This is a genomic window from Paenibacillus lentimorbus NRRL B-30488 (assembly GCF_000411595.1).
Taxonomy (GTDB): domain Bacteria; phylum Bacillota; class Bacilli; order Bacillales; family Bacillaceae; genus Bacillus; species Bacillus velezensis.
The window spans coordinates 194,026-213,749 of record NZ_ANAT01000011.1; the positions used below are offsets into that span (position 1 = coordinate 194,026).

General features: G+C 46.7%; 16 protein-coding genes, 1 pseudogene and 1 other annotated feature. Of the genes and pseudogenes, 7 read left to right on the forward strand and 10 right to left on the reverse strand.

All coding sequences use genetic code 11. The features are described 5' to 3' along the window. Positions 1–4 precede the first annotated feature (4 nt). A complete protein-coding gene (gene araR / locus D368_RS07765) occupies positions 5–1,156 on the forward strand; it encodes an arabinose utilization transcriptional regulator AraR (protein ID WP_486129238.1) in 1,152 nt (383 codons plus the stop codon). Here the strand turns inward: araR and D368_RS07770 are convergent. Continuing rightward, entirely contained in the window at positions 1,131–2,138 is a 1,008-nt protein-coding gene (locus D368_RS07770) for an LLM class flavin-dependent oxidoreductase (RefSeq protein WP_128574696.1), read from the reverse strand. The genes araR and D368_RS07770 overlap by 26 nt on opposite strands. A 275-nt stretch (positions 2,139–2,413) precedes the next feature. Between D368_RS07770 and D368_RS07775 the strand changes: the two genes are divergently transcribed. Next, complete coding sequence (locus tag D368_RS07775) at positions 2,414–2,821, forward strand: hypothetical protein (protein WP_128574697.1); 408 nt, start codon at positions 2,414–2,416, stop codon at positions 2,819–2,821. A gap of 31 nt (positions 2,822–2,852) precedes the next feature. Here D368_RS07775 and D368_RS07780 read toward each other — a convergent pair whose 3' ends face one another. Further along, positions 2,853–3,731: a LysR family transcriptional regulator gene (locus tag D368_RS07780; protein ID WP_071392304.1), complete on the reverse strand. Its 879-nt coding sequence runs from the start codon at positions 3,729–3,731 to the stop codon at positions 2,853–2,855. A 96-nt stretch (positions 3,732–3,827) separates the two neighbouring features. On the opposite strand from D368_RS07780, the gene D368_RS07785 reads away from it, so the two are divergent. After that, on the forward strand, positions 3,828–4,745 hold the full coding sequence (locus tag D368_RS07785; protein WP_070082403.1) for a DMT family transporter: 918 nt from the start codon (positions 3,828–3,830) through the stop codon (positions 4,743–4,745). Positions 4,746–4,776: 31 nt separating this feature from the next. Here D368_RS07785 and D368_RS07790 read toward each other — a convergent pair whose 3' ends face one another. Then, the gene (locus D368_RS07790; RefSeq protein ID WP_003151592.1) at positions 4,777–6,117 is read right to left on the reverse strand and encodes an amino acid permease; all 1,341 of its coding nucleotides are present in this window, start codon (positions 6,115–6,117) and stop codon (positions 4,777–4,779) included. Positions 6,118–6,179: 62 nt separating this feature from the next. Beyond that, positions 6,180–6,419: a binding site (T-box leader), on the reverse strand. 632 nt (positions 6,420–7,051) lie between these two features. Here D368_RS07790 and D368_RS07795 point away from each other — a divergent pair. Further along, entirely contained in the window at positions 7,052–8,359 is a 1,308-nt protein-coding gene (locus D368_RS07795; protein ID WP_071392305.1) for an amidohydrolase family protein, read from the forward strand. A 29-nt stretch (positions 8,360–8,388) separates the two neighbouring features. Here the strand turns inward: D368_RS07795 and D368_RS07800 are convergent, their stop codons facing one another. The 3 genes from D368_RS07800 to D368_RS07810 form a co-directional block, all read right to left on the reverse strand. Then, positions 8,389–9,363 (reverse strand): LacI family DNA-binding transcriptional regulator, encoded by a 975-nt coding sequence (locus D368_RS07800; protein ID WP_071392306.1) that lies wholly within the window; start codon positions 9,361–9,363, stop codon positions 8,389–8,391. A gap of 68 nt (positions 9,364–9,431) precedes the next feature. Further along, the gene (locus D368_RS07805; protein ID WP_101562444.1) at positions 9,432–10,100 is read right to left on the reverse strand and encodes a YczE/YyaS/YitT family protein; all 669 of its coding nucleotides are present in this window, start codon (positions 10,098–10,100) and stop codon (positions 9,432–9,434) included. After that, complete coding sequence (locus D368_RS07810; protein ID WP_128574698.1) at positions 10,097–10,984, reverse strand: Cof-type HAD-IIB family hydrolase; 888 nt, start codon at positions 10,982–10,984, stop codon at positions 10,097–10,099. The genes D368_RS07805 and D368_RS07810 overlap by 4 nt, the downstream gene beginning before the upstream one ends. A gap of 486 nt (positions 10,985–11,470) precedes the next feature. Here D368_RS07810 and D368_RS07815 point away from each other — a divergent pair, with 486 nt between their 5' ends. From D368_RS07815 to D368_RS07825, 3 genes are all read left to right on the forward strand, one after another. Next, complete coding sequence (locus tag D368_RS07815; protein WP_003151588.1) at positions 11,471–12,328, forward strand: MurR/RpiR family transcriptional regulator; 858 nt, start codon at positions 11,471–11,473, stop codon at positions 12,326–12,328. A gap of 184 nt (positions 12,329–12,512) precedes the next feature. Beyond that, positions 12,513–14,057 (forward strand): gluconokinase, encoded by a 1,545-nt coding sequence (gntK, locus tag D368_RS07820; RefSeq protein ID WP_007407372.1) that lies wholly within the window; start codon positions 12,513–12,515, stop codon positions 14,055–14,057. A 26-nt stretch (positions 14,058–14,083) separates the two neighbouring features. Beyond that, the gene (locus tag D368_RS07825) at positions 14,084–15,412 is read left to right on the forward strand and encodes a GntP family permease (protein ID WP_015418256.1); all 1,329 of its coding nucleotides are present in this window, start codon (positions 14,084–14,086) and stop codon (positions 15,410–15,412) included. A 33-nt stretch (positions 15,413–15,445) separates the two neighbouring features. On the opposite strand, the gene D368_RS07830 is transcribed toward D368_RS07825, so the two are convergent. The 4 genes and pseudogenes from D368_RS07830 to D368_RS07845 form a co-directional block, all read right to left on the reverse strand. Continuing rightward, complete coding sequence (locus D368_RS07830; protein WP_101562446.1) at positions 15,446–16,168, reverse strand: LutC/YkgG family protein; 723 nt, start codon at positions 16,166–16,168, stop codon at positions 15,446–15,448. Then, positions 16,168–17,598 carry a LutB/LldF family L-lactate oxidation iron-sulfur protein gene (locus D368_RS07835; protein ID WP_015418258.1) on the reverse strand — a complete coding sequence of 477 codons (1,431 nt, stop codon included), beginning with the start codon at positions 17,596–17,598 and terminating at the stop codon, positions 16,168–16,170. Before D368_RS07835 ends, D368_RS07830 begins: the two co-directional genes overlap by 1 nt. 27 nt (positions 17,599–17,625) lie before the next feature. After that, positions 17,626–18,342, reverse strand: coding sequence for a (Fe-S)-binding protein (locus D368_RS07840; protein WP_101562447.1), 717 nt, complete (start codon positions 18,340–18,342; stop codon positions 17,626–17,628). Between the two features lie 178 nt (positions 18,343–18,520). Continuing rightward, positions 18,521–19,710, reverse strand: a pseudogene (locus D368_RS07845) (aminotransferase-like domain-containing protein). Positions 19,711–19,724 lie beyond the last annotated feature (14 nt).

The window sequence follows — 19,724 nt, forward strand, 5'->3', positions numbered from 1 at the left end:
TGATATGCTACCGAAATATGCTCAAGTAAAAGAAGAAATTTGTTCATGGCTGAATCAAGGAAAAATACAGCCGGACGAAAAGCTGCCTACGGAAAATGAGCTGATGCAGCAGTTCGGGGTCAGCCGCCATACCATCAGAAAGGCGATCGGAGATTTGGTCTCGCAGGGGCTGCTGTACAGCGTTCAGGGCGGAGGCACCTTTGTCGCTTCACGCACGGCGAAATCAGCCATGCATTCAAACAAAACGATCGGTGTCATTACAACGTACATATCAGACTATATTTTCCCGAGCATCATCAGGGGAATTGAATCTTATTTAAGCGAACAGGGCTATTCCATGCTGCTGACGAGCACCAACAACAATACAGAAAGTGAGCGGCGCGGCCTTGAAAACCTGCTGTCCAAAAATATAGACGGGCTGATTGTCGAGCCTACGAAAAGCGCGCTGCAGACGCCCAACATCGGCTACTATCTCAACCTGGAGAAAAACGGCATTCCGTTTGCCATGATTAACGCCTCTTATGCGGAGCTGGCCGCACCGAGCTTTTCCGTCAATGATGTCAAAGGCGGCATGATGGCTTGCGAATACGTCATGTCCCTCGGCCACACGCACATTATGGGTATCTTTAAAGCGGATGACACGCAGGGCGTCAAACGGATGAACGGCTATCTTCAGGCGCACCGGGAGCGCGGGATTTTCCCATCTCCGGACATGATCGTGACTTATACGACTGAAGAAAAAGAAACCGTGCTTCTGCAAAAAATTAAGCATACCCTTGAGCAAAACAGCGGATCATACCCGACGGCCATTCTTTGTTATAATGATGAAATTGCGCTGAAGACGATTAATCTTCTCAGAGAATTCGGCTTAAAGGTGCCTGATGACGTGTCAATCATGGGCTATGATGATTCACATTTCGCCCAGATTTCCGAGGTGAAGCTCACCTCTGTCAAGCATCCGAAATCCATTATGGGGAAAGCGGCGGCAAAATACGTCATCGACTGCTTAGAGCATAAAAAACCGAAGAAGGATGACGTCGTGTATGAACCGGAACTCGTCATCCGGAATTCCGTCAGGCGGATCGGCGAAATAAAAAAAGCAATGTGCGCGGCACATTGCTTTTTTTTGCTCAGCTGTTTTTTAATTCGGCAATGATCTCAAATGATCTCATTCTGTCGGCATGCTCAAAGCTTTCTGAATTCACCATGATTTCATCCGCCTGTGTGGTCCGGATGAAGCTTTCCAGCTTTTCCTTCACACGCTCCGGTCCGCCGACGATCGTTGAACTGAGCTGTTCATTGACCATCGCTTTTTCATACGGCGACCAGATTTGATCCATGTCTTCAACAGGAGGCTTCAGCTGGTTCGGCGTGCCGCGGACGAGGTCTAAAAATCTTTGATAATGCGATGTCGCCAGATGCTCCGCCTTTTCATCCGTATCGGCGGCAATGACGGTGACGCCGACCATCGAGTACGGTTTATCCAGTACGTCTGACGGACGGAAGGAGCTTCGGTACAGCTCAAGGGCGGGCACGGTGTTTTTCGGTGAGAAGTGAGCCGCAAAGGCGAACGGAAGCCCGAGCTCTCCCGCAAGACGCGCGCTGAAGCCGCTCGATCCCAAAAGCCAGATCGGCACGTCCAGCCCTTCGCCCGGAATGGCGCGGACTTGATTGCGCACATTGCCTGTCGGTTTGAAGTAATTTCTCAATTCTTCAAGCTGCTCCGGAAAATCTTCCCCGCTGTTTATGTTTCTTCTTAAGGCTCTCGCCGTTAATTGGTCGGTTCCCGGCGCGCGTCCGAGCCCCAGGTCAATCCTCCCCGGATATAACGTTTCAAGGGTTCCGAATTGCTCCGCGATTATAAGTGACGAATGATTCGGCAGCATAATGCCCCCTGAACCGACGCGGATTTTTTTCGTGCCGCCGGCGATATGGCCGATCAGCACCGCCGTTGCCGAACTGGCAACTCCTTCTATATTATGATGCTCCGCCAGCCAATAGCGGTTATAGCCCCACTCCTCGGCGCGGCGCGCTAAATCCATGCTGTTGCGGAACGATTCAGCAACCGTTCCCCCCTGTACGACCGGCGATAAATTCAATACGGAAAACGCAGTATCTTTCAATGTATGTTCAGCCATCGTTTTCTCCTTTATGGTTTAGTATAAGCAGATCTTAAACAAGGTCTCTACCACACACCTTACCACAGCTTTTCCCGTGAGTTAAACAATTTGATTCGATGATCTTCGAACAATCAGTCAGCGGTCGTCACTAGTGAACTCTGTATGAATGAATCTATTACATTCAGATATGATGAGCTTTTCATCCTATAAAAGTGAAAATCTATTGTTGAAAGAATAGACCCAATAATGTTAAGATATGTATGATATTGAATAGGAAGGAAGTCATTGTCTATATGCGTAAAAAACTCTTAATGGCACTCACAACAGCTTTACTGGCAGCAATCTTCTTTACAGGAAACACCGATAAGGCATACGCCGCAGACTTTTATGCCGGCACTCAGCAGCATTTAAATGTAAGCGGATTTACCGATGCCTCCTATTACACTAAAAAAGCGAAAAGTGTCGATTTTACTCTCAGTACAGCGTATCCGTCAGATCGAACTTTTAAAGGAAACCTATACTTACAGCGAAAGTCCGGAAAGAAATGGACGACTTGTAAAAAAACAACCTTTTCTTTCTCAGTAAGGGTGACTAAGTCATTCTCTTTAAAAGGATGCAAGACAGGTTATTATCGTGTCAAAGCTACGTTCAGCGGTTCAAAACTTGTCAATACGACAAACTCTTTTAAAATTAACCGATAAGATTCAGGACCCTAAGATCATTAGGGTCTTTTTATTCATTCTTTGTGAGCTCCTGCGCGATTTGAATAAAAAGTTTTGCCGCCAATGAAGCCTCTTTTACAGACGGAACGGCAAGCAGAACATCACGGTACACCGCCTGATTGAGTTCTCTTGTCACGACATTTTCCGGCAGCGATATTCCCGACATAGACATTTGTGATAATATCGCAATTCCCAGCCCCTCTTTGATCATGCTGATGGACGTATTGACGTTGTAAACAGTGAATGCGGCAGTCAGCACAGACCCTGCCTCCTTAAACATATCAATAAACGGTGATTCGTATCCTCCGTCACAGATGATCATCGGCTGGCGGTCAAGATCTTTCAGAGTGATAGACTCACAGCAGCAAAGCGGATGATCATTTCTAAGCACGACGGCCATTTTATCTTTTTTCAGCGGCAGATATTCCATGTCTTCCGTAGGAAAAAGAGTGATACCCACATCTATTACCCGGGAGCGGAGCCATTCCTTTACTTCGTTAACCGTTCCTTCATGAAGTACCAACTCAAGCTTCGGATACCGTTTTTTAAACACACTGATCAGTTTTGGAATGAAATAAGCGGAAGCGGCCGGAAATGTGCCGATGTGAATCGTTCCCTGTTCAAGCCCTCTTTCCGCGGCCGCCAGCTGCTCGGCTTTTTCTATGCCTTTGAGCACCTCTCTGATATGAACGAGAATTTTTCCGCCCGTGTCCGTGAGCCTTACGCCGTTGCGGCGCTCGCGGATGATCAGCTTGATGCCGAGCTCTGACTCAAGCGCCGAGATGGCATGGCTGACGGCGGGCTGTGTCATATTCAGCGCCTGCCCCGCTTTTGTAAAGCTTCCCGTTTCAGCGATTTGAACAAAAACCCGCAGTTGTGTAATCGTCATAACGTTTTACTTATGCTCCTTATAAAAAGATTCATTTTATTTATCTTACTGATTACCGTATCATATGATGGAATTGTTCTACAAGGAGTGAACGACGTGAAACAGCTTTCGAAAATACAGACGGCTCTTATGCTGGCGTTTCTAGTCACGGTATGGGGAATTAACTGGCCGCTGACAAAGGCCGCGCTCGCCTATTCGCCGCCTCTTCTGTTTGCCGGAATCCGCACGCTGATCGGCGGACTTCTATTATTAATGGTGGCGCTGCCCCGTTTTAAAAAGCTGCGTTTTAAAGAAACGTGGCCGATCTATCTGATTTCTGCCATTTTAAATATTACTTTATTTTACGGCCTGCAAACGGTCGGCTTGAATTACCTGCCTGCCGGCTTATTTTCAGCCATCGTGTTTTTCCAGCCGGTGTTAATGGGCGTTTTTTCTTGGCTGTGGCTCGGGGAAGCGATGTATCCTTTAAAAATAGCCGGTCTTATTCTGGGCTTTGCCGGTGTCGCCGTCATCAGCGCAGCCGGTTTCGGAGGCCATATTTCCATCGCCGGCATTCTTTTGGCCTTAGGCTCCGCGGTCAGCTGGGCGCTCGGCACGGTATATGTGAAAAGAACGGGCGGACGCGCGGACTCTATCTGGATGGTCGCTCTTCAGCTTCTGATCGGCGGCGTGCTGCTTGTCAGCTCCGGCCATTTTTCAGAAAGCTTTTCAGCGATTCAATGGAAAGCTCCGTTCATTCTCAGTCTTCTGTTCATTTCGGTATTTGTCATCGCGCTCGGCTGGCTCGCCTTTTTTACGCTTGTCGGTTCAGGGGAAGCAAGCAAGGTTGCCTCTTACACCTTCCTGATCCCGCTCATATCCATTGTCGTCAGCTCGATATTTCTGCATGAGCCGCTGACCGTCAGCCTTTTAGCCGGACTGCTTCTGATCGTCACAAGCATTTGTTTTGTGAATATAACACCGAAGAAACTGAAAACACCTGCTCTGGCCGCAGAAAAAAAGGCCGTTCATTAAAAAACTCTTGCCGCGCGGCAAGAGTTTTTATTTATTGACGTCTCCCTTTTACGAGATACGCAGCCGTAATGAGGAGATAGATGGCCGCAGTGATGCATGTGATGACGATGGACGTCGTCGCAATTACGCCGATCAGGATGGCCAAAAGCGCAAGCACCGCGAACCATGTCGTGTACGGGAACCATTTGACGTAATAAGCCGGCTGTTCTGTTGAATGTTTTCTTGATTTTAAATGGGCGAATCCAATAATCAGCCAGATGAACAGCACGGTATAGCCGAGGGAACCCATCAAATAATTAAACGTCCGGCTTCCCGCAAATAATGAAATCAGGACGCCTACATATAAAAATGACGTACAAGTCAGAATCGCATAGACGGGAACCTTTTTCTTCGATAGTTTTGAAAAGATTTTCGGCACCCGGCCGTCAGAAGCCTGCGTAAATAAGACGCGGGATGATCCGTACAGTCCCGAGTTCATAGACGAGATAATCGCAAGAAGAATGACGGCATTCATAATATGGTCGGCACCCGGAATTCCGATCATCTTAAATACTATGACAAACGGGCTTTCGGGAACGCTGTTGACTTGATTCCAAGGAATCAGGCTGACGATGATGAAAAACGGCAGCAAGTAAAAAGCGACAATCCGCGTTAACGTGCTTCGGACAGCTTTCGGAATCACCTTTTCGGGGTTTTTTGTCTCCGCCAGCGTGACGCCGATGATTTCCGTTCCGCCGTATGAGTAGATCACGACGAGCATCGCCGTAATGACGCCCCCCGCTCCATGCGGGAAAAACCCTCCGTGATCGGTTAAATGAGACAGCCCCGGCGCCGTGTGATTGCCGAATGAGAAAAATAATAGCAGAATTCCGCATAAAATAAAGATGACAATCACCGTAATTTTAATGAGCGCGAGCCAGTACTCCGTCTCGGCAAACAGTTTCACAGAAAGCATGTTTACGACCGTCACCACGATGGAAATGATCAAAGCCAGTATCCATATCGGACATTCCGGCAGCCAATATTGAATGAAAATGGCAGCTACGACCGCCTCCGCGGCAATATTGAGCACCCACATTTTCCAATAGATCCAGTCTAAAAAGTATGCAGCGTACGACCCGAGAGACTGCTGAACCAAATCACGGAACGTCCTTGCATGTTTGTTTCTGACGGCCATTTCGGCCAGCCCCTGCATAATAAACAGCAGAATGATACCGCCGAGGAGGTAGGCCAGTAACACGGACGGCCCCGCTTCATCAATCGCCGTGCTGCTGCCTTTAAAGAGCCCGGCCCCGATTGCGCCTCCAAGCGCCATCATCATAATGTGTCTGGACGACATCGTCCGTTTTAACGTTTGCTTGTCCTTTTCCATTTATCACACGCCCTCTCGCAAAAAGTGTTCATCACATAAAAAAGCACGCCGCCTCTTTTTAGAAAAGAGACGGCGTGCCTCAGGCAGCCGCGGTACCACTCTTGTTGATCCCGAATATCCGGAATCCAGCTTAAAAACCTTTTAACGAAGGTCAGCCGTTAGGACATAGGGAATATTCCGACAATTCCGTTCCGCCCTGCCACTTCCGGGCGAGTTCAAAGAACAATCAGTCCGCGTTTCACCAACCCGCGGCTCTCTTTTTCTGACTGGATTCTTTTACTGCTCCCGTTCACAGTGTTTTATGTTAAATGAATCTCTTGAGTTTTTATTTTCTGAATATAGTAACATAATATACAGTCTTCTATTTTCAAAGTCAATACTAATTTTTTCCGCTGGTTTTCTTATCACCTATATAAGACATTTTGACTGAACATGTTTATCTTCATATGAGGATTGAGACGGCTCCTAATATGGCGTAATCGGCATATATGGACTGAGCGGCAAAAAGTTGGCAGAAATATGAAAGGTTACTCTTATTCCGGTATCTCAGCTTAGTAACTGTACACATTTCATTTCTAATGCTTCAACTCCAATGACCCCACAAAGTTCTATACCCGGAAGTCATATTCCATTTATTAAAGCTATTGACATGAAACCAATTCCACAAATTAAACTCGTGGAGAACACTAGTTGGCGTAACACGAAACAGTATAGATGCATTAGTGGCGTTACAGCTAGTGTTTTTGAGTTTTTAAAGGAGATTTTCAGGATATAAATAACAATAACGAGAAAATCAGGTGCAGAAAGTTGAATAAAACACCTATTTTTTTACAAAGAATGATAATAAAGGGTTGATATGGTACGGGTTTCATACTTTAAGATGATGATGTGTCTTCACTGAATACTAAATAAACATTTCCAGGAGGCGTTTCCTATGCAGTCCAGCACATCATTTAACAGCCCGGCATACCTTGAAACAAATGGAGTAATGAAAATCGCTGATATAACCTATAGTAATAATGAATGGCTGAACTTCGACATTGGAGGAGAAGGGATTTTTAAGAAATCAGGTTCTTATTTAGTTCCATCTCTTCCAGTAGAATTTCATTGTCATGGAATCGGTGACTATGATTTTAGCAATTTAGACCAATTAGATATTGAAAAGATCAATACACTAGCTGAAATAGAAGGGATTTTCTGTGTACCCTCTATCTTTCTTCCTCATAATCAATTAGATCAATTTGCAGCCTTTATGAAAGAGTTCCATACACAAAAGAGAAAGGGACGTTACCGTAATATTTTAGGTATTTCACTAGAAGGACCATTATTGGCCAGCTTTGCAGGCACACCGGAAAAAGGGAATTGGGCACCCTTAAAAGAAGAATGGGAAAAGATCGCTTCATGTGGAGAATACGGTCTTATTTATACTGTACTGTCTCCAGATGCTATGACTGAAAACTCCTATCTAAAGAAATATATCACCGAAAAACATCCCAGTTTAGAATGGATTGTAGATACACTTGTGGAGGCTGGAGTAAAACCGGCGCTGGGTCACTTCCAAAAAGCATACCCGGAGGAAACCTCTGAACTTATAATGAAAGTTATAGATACAGCGCAAAAACGCAGCAAATACACTGGATCAGATGCCGTTTTAACAGATCATTTGTTTAATGATATGCCAAACAATTTTAAACACACCTGGAGAACACCCCAAGAAAGAGTACATAGATTAGAGGGGTTAAAAGATGCTCGGTTAGATAAATGGAACATAGATAATATCAACACACTTGTCGGAGAAGTTCCCGGTACTTTGATGAGAGCCGCGAAAGAAGGTTTATTAACCATTTGTATGAATTTTGATAGTGAACATGTAGACTTAGAAGTTGCACGGCGGGTTGTAGAACTTGTTGGCTCTAAGGGTATTATAGCAATGACAGATCGCATTGACACAGATTCCATGTGCGGCCAGTCATTGGAAAAAATTGAAGGGAATAATCTGTGGTATCAAGGAAAAGGGTATGTAGCAGCAGGGTCTTACACAATTGATCGGCTTATGCATAATATTCGTGCTATAGGTTTTAGTGAGAAAGTTGTATGGAATATGACATCATTTGTACCATTAAAAGCTTGTCATTTCCTAAATGAACTTGAAAACCTATCCATGAAGCCCTTCAGTTTTATAGATGAAACGAAAAAAAGAGCTCATTTCAAAGCGCCTGCCCCAGAGCTGATTCTGCGCTAAGCAAAAAAGACCACCGTAAAGTGGTCTTTTTAAGTTGACTTTCTTTTAATAAGTTTTAGGTCCAACTTATTTATATTGGGGACATCTTTGTTATTCATTAAGTTATATAATAAATTTGCTGCTGTTTGTCCCAACTCTTTAATAGGTTGATGTATCGTTGAAAGTTCTATTACCTTAGATATCGGCTGATTATCAAATCCTATAACCGCCAGTTCTTCAGGTATTCGTATTCCCTGTCTTTTCGCTTCATAAATGATCCCCGCCGCAACATAATCACTTCCTACAACCATTGCCGCAGGACGAGGTGACTTATTTAGTAATAATTTTGCTATTTCTATACCATTCTCAATAGTGTACTGTTCCTCAAAGTACCAATTATCACTCCATTTCAATCCGTATTCATTTTGAAAGTGAAAAAATGATTTTTTTCTGCTTATGCCAACACCGCTCTTAGGATTTCCTATACACAGACCAATGGATTGATGTCCTTGATTTCGCAGATGATCAATTGCCATTTTGATTCCTGACTCATGATTAATAAATATATGTGCAACCTGTTTGCTCGCAGAAGCTTCACAGGAAACAATATTACCAAACCCAGATATCTCGTCGAGTACGTGATGGGGGCTTACACAGGATCCCAAAATAAGACCGTCAATAAGTTTGTATTTCAATCTGTTAAAAAACTCCATTTCTTGTTCAGGATCGTTATTTGATTGGTGCACAAGTAAACTGTAATTATGTTTATTACACTCTTCGCCTATTCCGGCAATCAGTTTACTGAAAAACGGATGGTTGATTTTAGGAACAATGACTCCGAAAACATTTGTCTTCCCCCTGGATAGGTTAATCGCGTTGAAATTCGGTACATAATTTAATTCCTTCATAGCTTTTAACACAGCGTCCCGCTTCTCAGGTTTTACATAAGGATGATTATTGAGAACTCTAGAAACTGTTGTCCGAGAAACGTTCGCTTTCTTTGCTATCTCTGTAATGTTTGTCATTACTGCTACTCCTTTTTAGACAGCGTTATCAGCATTTCACACTGAACAACACAAGGGAAAATAAGCATTTAATTCATTGTTTTATCATGGCCTGCATGAATATGTGCGCCTTCCTGTCCCACACTATAGATAGAACGTGGCTTCCCCATCTTGTGTAATAGTTTGTCAAATAAACCTACTAATACCCCCAGACACAGCAGCACAATGATGGTTCCAATCCCAATCGGCCCCTGAAGAATGATTGCAAGCACAAAAGCTAAAGCTTCCCCTATCGTCTTTGTAATATGAATACCCCAACCTGTACGTTCAGTAATAGCCAACATCAATTCATCATTCGGTATCGAAGGAAAAGATGCTCTTAAATAAATAGCGATTCCCATAGCCAATATACACAACCCTATCAAAAATAAACTCCATTGAAGAATTACAGCATCTGTTTTTAAGAACGAAAGAACCTTTAAGTTTAAAAGGTCAACAAAACTTCCAATAATAACAATCGGAATAAAACCGGCTAAATTAGGAAACCGCATTTTTATGAGGCTGTTTATAAAGATAAGAATTCCTCCGACGATGAAAACCCATGACCCGATTGTAAGGCCAATGAGTTCTGATAAAGCCACGTTCAGAGCATCCCAGGGGGCAATCCCGGTATTAGATTTAATCATACATACAACCCCTACGGATAAAATAAACAATCCGACAATATAGATTAAACATCTTTTCACAAAATGGATCATGGCTGTATACTCCGCGGTTTAGGGTCTTCTTCTTTCGTCAGAATGTAGTGATCAAAAGCATAAGATACACCACACTCATCATTCGATAACGTTTTAAAAGCAGCCAATTGAATAAGCTTCTTATCTGCATTTCCCATGGCTATCCCTATTCCTGCTGCACGAAACATAGGCAGATCATTTAGATTATCACCTATTGCGATTGCATTCCGCGCATCCGTTCCATAATGTTCACAAAGTTTATTTAATGACGCTCCTTTATCTACTCCTGAACTTGTGATTTCAAGATTGAATGCTCCTGAACTCGTTACGGCACACTCCTTCAGTTGTCCAAAATATTCTTTTGCTTTTTTTAATTTTCTTTGGTTTGGCGAAACGATCATACATTTTATGACATACCGATAATCGATAGGGTCAATTGTACCCGGTATTTCCTCTAACCCGTATTGATGTATCTGAGCTTTAATAGAATTCCAAAATACTTCTTGATTAAAATGAGGTTCTTCCATTACTGTATTGTAAAGTTCTTTTTCAAGCTGCTGAATTCCTTGATTTGATACGGCAATTTTGTCAGATAAGTAAAGCTGATAATAGATTTCCTCTTTATTTAACCATGTGATGATAGGTTGGATTACATCTGAATCCATAAAATGTTCGAATATGACCTGATTTCCCACATCAATTTGAGCGCCGTTTGAAGCAATGATCGGAAAATCCAAATCATATTTATTGATGATGTGTTTTGCATCAAATAAAGCTCTCCCTGTAGCGATTGTTACAAGATGACCTTGTTTTTGTCCGAGCTTTAAAGCTCTTACATCTTGTTCTTGGATAGTTAAGTTCTCTGATAACAGCGTGCCATCTAAGTCAATTGCAATTACTTTCATGTGAATTTCCTCCTCAGAGTTTAAAAATCATTGAAAGTATAATGTATGGTACGCGTTTCAGAGCAATTAGATTATTATATTAATTTGAAGTTTTTCTGAGAAGCTGATCAGCCTGTGCTTCTCAAGTGTTCTCCTGCTTAATAATCCTTCTCTTTCAATCAATCCAGTTAATAATGAACTGACTGCTAATGGCGGAACACTAATTTGAAGAAATTCATCTGAACTTCAAGCGCCGGCAACTCACTAGAAACTGAACTGTAGCAGGACAGCTTACACTTATGGCCGGCGACTTGGGCACCGGCACTTTTCAAAGAACGATCACTTTTTGTAAAAATCGGATGTCTGAAATGTCATTGAGGCGGTTTCCCCGATATACTTTTCTCTTTTCTTTCATTTGCGGTAAAGAAAGCAAAACCTGATTCCCTTATGACAGAACTTGCTTTATCATAAAAGTATGCGTTTACATTCGAGTAGGGAGGTTATAGCATGACCCCTGTGAATTCAAGCAGCATCGGGAAGATTCAGGCGGCCAGCAAAGGTTTGTCGCCAAAATTGAGAGCGATTGCAGACCATATCGTGAAGGAACCGAAAGACGTGGTTCACCTTTCCATCATTCAGCTGGCGGAAAAAACGAAAAGCTCTGAAGCGACGATTTTCAGGCTGTGCAAACGGCTCGGTTTTTCCGGCTATCAGGATTTAAAAATCGCGCTTGCTCAGGAGATCGTTCAGGAGCCGGTGCAGCACATTCATGAAGAAATGAGCCCCGACGACGATATCGAAGTCATCATCCGGAAAGTTTTCCGCACAAACATTTCCGGTCTGACCGATACCTTTCAATTATTAGATCCGGCCGACGTTGAAAAAGCGGTAGAAATGATCCACCGCGCAGACAGAATCGAATTTTACGGAAACGGCGGTTCCGGGCTGATCGCCACAGACGCGTATCACAAATTTATGCGTACGGGTATAAATTGCATCGCGCACACGGATTCTCACTTTCAGGCGATGTCGGCGGGTCTTCTCGGTCCCGAAAGCGCAGTCATCGGCATTTCTCATTCGGGAAGCAACAAGGACGTGCTCGACGCGGTGAAAACGGCCAAATCGCTCGGCGCCGGCACGATCGGCATTACAAGCTACCAAAAGTCGCCGCTCACCCAGATTTCCGACGTGGTGCTGTATACGTCAACAAGGGAGACGGCTTTCAGAACGGAAGCAATGTCCGCAAGGCTTGCCCAGCTGTCGGTCATTGATACCCTGTATTTCGCCACGGCCCGGCTGCGGCAGGAGAAAACGCTCGCCAACTTGCAGCAAATCAGAAAAATGATCGCGCACAAACGTTTGTAATCGCTTTTTGAATATTTATTTTTCAAAAGAGAGAATGCCGATACAGCGGGAATTGAGGCAATTTTATGAAAAAAATTTTCTTCTTCATCGTTGATTTATAAAAAAATTATTCCTATAATTGACTTTGTAAGGGCATACATTATCAATCTATCTTATTATTCAATCAGATTAGGCGGGATATATTATGAAGGAAACCCAAGCTGTTATCGGTCTGGATATCGGCACGACCAGTACGAAAGCCGTTCTGTTCGGACCAAGAGGCAAAGTGTTAGCCAAGCATTCGGTTCACTATGATTTAATACAGCCAAAGCCGGCATGGGCCGAGCAGGATCCTGAGCACATTCTGGAAGCGGTTATCGGAAGCATCAGAGGCGCCGTCACAAAGGCCGGACTGAGCCCTGACAATCTGCTTGCAATCGGCATCAGCACCGCCATGCACTCATTGATAGCTGTCGATCAAAACGGCGGCCTGCTGACCAAAAGCATCATTTGGGCGGACAACCGCAGCGCCGAGCAATCAAAACGGATTTTAAAAGAGATGAACGGTTTTGATATTTATAAAAGAACGGGTACGCCGATTCACCCGATGTCTCCGCTTTCCAAAATTGTGTGGATGAAAGAACAGGACAAGGAGACATTCGCGAAAACCGCCAAATTCATCAGTATTAAAGAATATATTCTGCACGAGTTTTTCGGAACTTATGTCGTCGATTATTCGATCGCTTCGGCAACGGGGCTGTTCCGATTAGATACGCTTTCCTGGGATGAAGAAGCGCTCCGGATTGCCGGAATCCGGGAAGATCAGCTGTCGGACATCGTGCCGACCACTCATCAGCTGCGCGGCCTTGCGCCGGAAATCGCTGCACGGATGGGCATTCATGCGGATACACCGTTTATTATCGGCGCAAATGACGGCGTGCTCGCCAACCTGGGAGTCGGCGCGATCGGCAAAGGCGAAGTGGCCGTTACGATCGGAACAAGCGGAGCCGTGCGTTCGGTGACGGATGCGCCGATTACGGATGAAAAAGCGCGGACATTCTGTTACGCGCTGACTGACAAGCATTGGGTCATCGGAGGCCCGACGAATAACGGAGGCATTATGCTGCGCTGGCTTCGAGACGAATTCGCTTCTCCGGAAGTTGAAACGGCGAAGCGGCTCGGCATTGATCCGTACGATTTAATGATTGATATTGCTGATAAAGTGCCCGCAGGCTCTGAGGGATTGCTGTTTCTGCCGTTTTTATCAGGGGAGCGCGCGCCGTTTTGGAACCCGAATGCCCGCGGAACGTTTTTCGGCATCAGCCTCCGCCATAAACGGGAGCATTTTATCAGAGCGGTGCTGGAAGGCGTCATCATGAGCGTCTTTTCAATCGGTGTCGCACTGAGAGATTTGGCGGGCCCCGCAAAAGACGTGCGGGCTTCGGGAGGATTTGCGAGATCGCCGCTGTGGAGGCAGATTTTGTCTGATACGATGGGACGGGAAGTCCTCGTTCCGGAAAGTTACGAAGCCTCGGCGCTCGGAGCGGCCGTTCTCGCTTTGCACAGCCTTGGCGAAATGGAACGGATTGAGGATGTTCAGGACTGGATCAGAATTTCTCACCGCCATGAACCGAATGTGAAAAACAGCGAAACATATATTGAGCTGTTTTACTTATACGAGCGGCTGTATGACAAGCTCAAAGATGAATTTGACGTCATCAGTGAATTTCAGCTCAAACAAAGCCGTTAATTCTTCTTTGAAAGGGTGAAAAGGTCATGTTACTGTTTATTGTCATTGCCGCTATTATCGTTTTACTCTTATTGATTACGGTCGCTAAATTAAATCCGTTTATCAGTCTTTTGATTACATCCATCCTTGTCGGTTTCGCAACGGGCATGAATCTGCCGGACATTATCACTTCGATGAAAACCGGGCTCGGCAATACGCTGTCGCTGCTTGCGATCGTGCTGGCCCTCGGTACGATGCTCGGCAAAATGATGGCTGAATCAGGCGGTGCGGAGCGGATCGCCCACACCCTGATCGGCCGCTTCGGCAAAAAGAAAGTGCATTGGGCGATGATGGCCGTCGCTTTTATCGTCGGCATCCCGGTCTTTTTCCAGGTCGGCTTCGTCCTGCTCGTGCCGCTTTTGTTTACGATTGCGATTGAAACCGGGGTTTCATTAGTGACGATCGGGATTCCGCTCCTTGCGGGACTTTCCGTCGTGCACGGATTGGTTCCGCCCCACCCGGCGGCGATGGCGGCTGTCGGCATTTATCACGCCAATGTCGGAAAAACGATTTTGTTTTCTTTAATCGTCGGCATTCCGACTGCCATCATCGCGGGGCCGCTTTACGGAAAATGGATTGGTAAGCGCATTCATAAACCCGTTCCCGAACTGTTGAAAAAACAATTTATTGAACGGAATGAAAAACGCAAGCTTCCGGGATTCGCAAATACATTGTTTACGATATTGGTACCGGTGATCCTGATGCTTATGGCCACGCTTGCCGAAATTGCGCTTCCGGAAAAAAGCACGCTCTATGAAACTTTTAAATTTATCGGCGACCCTGTCACGGCGCTTTTGATCGCCACGGTTTACTCCTTTTTCAGCCTTGGTTTTTATCAGGGCTTTGACAGAGAAAGCATTTTAAAATTCAGCAATGACTGTCTGGGACCGATTGCTTCCATTCTGCTTGTGATCGGAGCCGGCGGCGCTTTTAACAACGTCCTGATTGATTCAGGCGTCGGCACGTATATCGCTGACATGGCGAAACACTCAAGCTTCTCTCCCGTTCTTTTAAGCTGGACGATCGCGGCGGTCATCCGTGTTGCCACGGGTTCAGCGACTGTCGCCATGATGACGGCGGCCGGCATTGTTGCTCCGATTGCATCTGTCATGCCGGGCGTCAGCAGCGAGCTTCTCGTTTTGGCAACGGGAGCGGGCTCTTTGATTCTGTCACATGTCAATGACTCCGGTTTCTGGCTCATTAAAGAGTATTTCGGAATGACGGTAAAAGAAACGTTCCTGACATGGACGGCGATGGAAACGATTATTTCTGTCAGTGCGATCTGTTTTATCATGATCATTAACGCGTTTATATAAAACAAACCCGGCCGTAAACCGGGGTTTGTTTTTTTATCGGTCATTCACGAGGATATAAGCGGCTTTAACGGGTCCGTGGACGCCGACAACCAAATCCATTTCGATATCGGCCGAGTTGCTCGGTCCGGTAATATAGTTGATGCAGGAAGGAACGGTGACGCCGTCTCTGATCTGCTGTTTCAGTATATCGCTGGCCTGTGTCATTCTCGGCACAATGGAAGATTTCGGGATGATTGCGATATAGGTGGTCGGAAGCAGGCTGACGGAACGGCCGGCATGCTCTGACGCATACAAAACGACGGTGGCTGATTCCGCAAGCGTGATCTCGCTGAATGTGATGCCCACATTCGCTTGTTCCGCTTTTTCAATATTTTTCGCTCCTTGTTCCGCGTCCCATTCCCAAACGGGAATCCCTTCGTCCGGCCACTCTTCTGTCATAAGGGTCTGCAAGCCGTACATTTCAAACCGGCTGTCCTTCGGAATGATGACAGGCCCTCCTTCAAAGCGGTTCACCTGCGTGCGCAAAGCGTCGTAAAGCCCGGCTGCATCCGTTTCGATCAGTTCGGTATGAATGTTGACGCAGTGGTCTTTCAGCATTGTGACAAGATCGTCTTCCGTACAGTCCGCATGCGTTTGATATTGAGGCTGATACTTCCATTCAGGCAGGGACACGCCTGATTTCCTGCGCTCTCTGCCCAGACTTTCGGCGATCCGGTTTAGAAAGGATTCCTGATGTGTAACCGTCCCTTTCATCATCATTCTTCCCCCTTTTGTTTTTCCCGGTCTTTAAACCAATCTCTGAATCTCGATTTATGCGGCGCCGGGAAGTCCCGTATTGCCGTCCATTCTTTTAACGGCCCCGGCCCTTTTGATATTTTGTCATCATCCGTAAACGGCGTCATGGCGGCAGGCGCCCATTTCGATCCCAGTTTATAAAGGGACGGGGATGACGAGCCGAGCCCGAAGGCTTTCATCGCCAGTTTTTCGCTGATCGGCGCTTTGCCCTCTTTTTCCACAATGTTCTGCCGATGCTTGAGCAGCAGCTCGTGCAGCGGAATTTTAACGGGACACGCTTCCGTACAGGCCGCGCATAAGGAAGATGCGTACGGGAGCTCCTTGTATTCGTCATATCCGCCGAGAAGAGGCGATAAGACGGCGCCGATCGGACCCGAATAGATGGACCCGTACGAGTGTCCGCCGACATGCCGGTACACGGGACAGACGTTGATGCAGGCGGCGCAGCGGATACATTGCAGCACCGATTGGAATTCCGTGCCGAGTATGCGGGAACGCCCGTTATCCACAACCACGAGGTGGAATTCCTCAGGCCCGTCAGCTTCTCCTTGCTGCCGGGGGCCCGTCAGCGCCGTAATGTAACTTGTAAGCCGCTGGCCGACCGCGCTTCTCGTCAGCATGCTGACAAGCACTTCAAACTCAGAAAATGAAGGAACGATCCGCTCCATTCCCATCACGGTGATCTGCGTCTTCGGCAGCGCGGACACAAGGCGGCCGTTTCCTTCGTTTGTCACGAGACTGACCGATCCGGTATCCGCGATTGCAAAGTTGCAGCCCGTGATGCCGACATCCGCTTCGAGAAATTTTTTCCGGAGGACGCTGCGCGCGTGCATGACGAGCTCTTCCGGTTTTTCCGTCTGTTTGTATTCGAGTCTCTCTTTAAACACGTCACGGATCTGCTCTTTGTTTTTGTGAAGAGCGGGAGCAACGATATGTGACGGCGGATCATGATCGTCAATCTGGAGAATGTATTCGCCGAGATCCGTTTCTGTGACTTCACAGCCCTCTTCCTCAAGCACTTCGTTCATATTGATTTCTTCTGTCACCATGGATTTGGATTTTACGATTTTTTTGGCGTTTTTCTGCCGGATGACATCGCGGATATAGGAGGACGCTTCTTCCGCCGTTTCGGCGAAAAAGACATGTCCGCCTCTGTTGGCGACGTTTTCGGCGAGCTGTTCCAAATAGAAATCAAGATTGTCCAGCACATGCTGTCTGATTTCTTCCGCATGGGAACGCCAATCCTCCCAGTTTCCCAATTCCTCGGCCGCCTGAAGCCTTCTTGTCCTGAGCCGTTCCTGCGCTCCGGAGACGGCTCCTCTCATAAACTCATTATCTATTCCTTCTGATACCCGCTCTTTAAAAGCGGCGGTACCGATTTTCATCGCCATGATTTTACCCCCTTGTTGTTTCTCGTCTTATCTGCTGTTCAGCACTTCGGCGATGTGCATGACTCTGACGTTTTTATCCTTACGGTCAAGACGCCCGCCGATATTCATCAGACATCCGCAATCCGCCCCGATCAGCACCTCGGCCTCCGTGTCTTCCACGCAGGAGACCTTTTCATCCACCATTTGTTCAGAGATTTGCGCCATTTTCACAGAAAATGTTCCTCCGAATCCGCAGCATTGGTGCTTTCCGGGAAGCGCGGTCAGCTCGAGCCCCTTGACATGGCGCAAAAGCTTCATCGGCTCCTCCGACACGCCGAGCAGCCTCGTCATGTGGCATGATGTATGGACTGTCGCTTTTTTATGCAGCACCGCCCCGACATCCTCCACCCCGAGAACGTTGACGATAAAATCCGTTAACTCATATGTTTTGCCCGCAAGCTGCTGCGCTTTTGCGGCCCACTTCGGATCGTCCTGAAACAGATGCGGATATTCACGGAACATCGTCGTACAGGAACCTGACGGACTGACGACGTACTCCGCTTCTTCAAACGCGGCAATCATCCGCTTCATTGCTTTTTTCGCATCCGTCACATACCCGCTGTTGTATGCGGGCTGCCCGCAGCAAATCTGCCCCTCGGGAAAATCCACCTCACACCCGAGCCGTTCCAGCACCTCAACCGTCGCCTTTCCGACATTGGTCTGAAACATATCCACAAGGCACGTGACAAATAATGAGACTTTCATGATGAACCCCTCTTTCATCCTCAGTATGTGATCCGGTCATCTGATGACCTGTTTTTGGAAAGCTCTATAAATATCCTACACTATTCTGAATATGGATTGGAAGGTTTTCTGAAAAATCCTTTCGCCCGATGCGCTGAAGGGTGCAAAAAAGAGAAGCCTGAAAGCTTCCCATGCTGCTCTACATCCCGTTTTTCAGCAGGCGTCCCAGTTTTTGCACACCCTCTTTTATCGCGCCTTTACCGGCAAAACTGAACGACAGGCGGAGATATTCGGCACCGTCTTCCTGATGCGGAAAAAATATTTTCCGGGTACATAGGAAACGCCGTGAGACAGAGCCCGCGCCAGCATTGCGGACGTATCAGCCCCCGGCGCTTTCACCCATACAAAGTAACCGCCTTCAGGCACGTGCCAGGATGCGGATTCCGGAAGATATCGCGCTGATGCGGCGAGCAAAACATCACGTTTGCTTTGATATGCTTCCCGCAAGGCGGCGAGCCGTTCTTCAATACTCGTTTGTTCCAGATAGACGGCGGTCACCGCTTGGGAAAACGGGTGGCCTAAGTCTTTTTTTAACCATGACAATGCCGTGATGAATGCGGCGTCTCCTGCAATCCAGCCGATCCTCATACCCGGGGCGATGACTTTTGATAATGAACCGGCGTACAGCACCCGGCCGTTTTGATCCATGGCTTTCAAGGGCGGCGGAATATCGGTGAATCCGAGCTCGCCGTATGCATCATCCTCCAAGATGAGAAAATCATACGTTTCGGCAAGCTGAAGCAGGCGGGTTCTCCGCTTCGCTGACATTACGGTTCCCGCAGGATTCTGAAAAGCGGGTATCGTGTAGAGAAGACGGGGAAGCACAAGCCCTTTTCGTTTTCTTTCCTCAAGCATGAAGGCTAATGTTTCTGTTTGCAGGCCCTCTTGATCTGTCGGAATGCTCATGATATGCGGTGTATAATTTTTAAAAATCTCGAGCGCTTCCATATAGACCGGAGCTTCAACGGCAGCGGCGGTTTGTTCATCGAGGAAAACCCGCGCAGCCAGATCTATCGCCTGACAGGCGCCTGATGTCACGATCAGCTCATCGTCCCGGCAGTGAATGCCGCGGATGGCTAACCGTTCTTGAATCTGCTTTTTTAAAACGGCCGTCCTCGGGCTTCCTATATAATGCAGCGGCAGATCACGCTCCTCATCCAGAAGGCGGGAGGCGGCTTCTTTCAGCTCCTTATCAGGAACGAGTGCGGGATCGGGATAGCCGGAGTGCAGAGGGATGCACGCTTTCGGAACTGCCGGCATCCATTCCCCGGGAGGATCGTTTGTCAGAGCTTTCTTTACATGGTCAGAAAAAAAAGATTCGGCCTGCATGTGATGTTATCCCC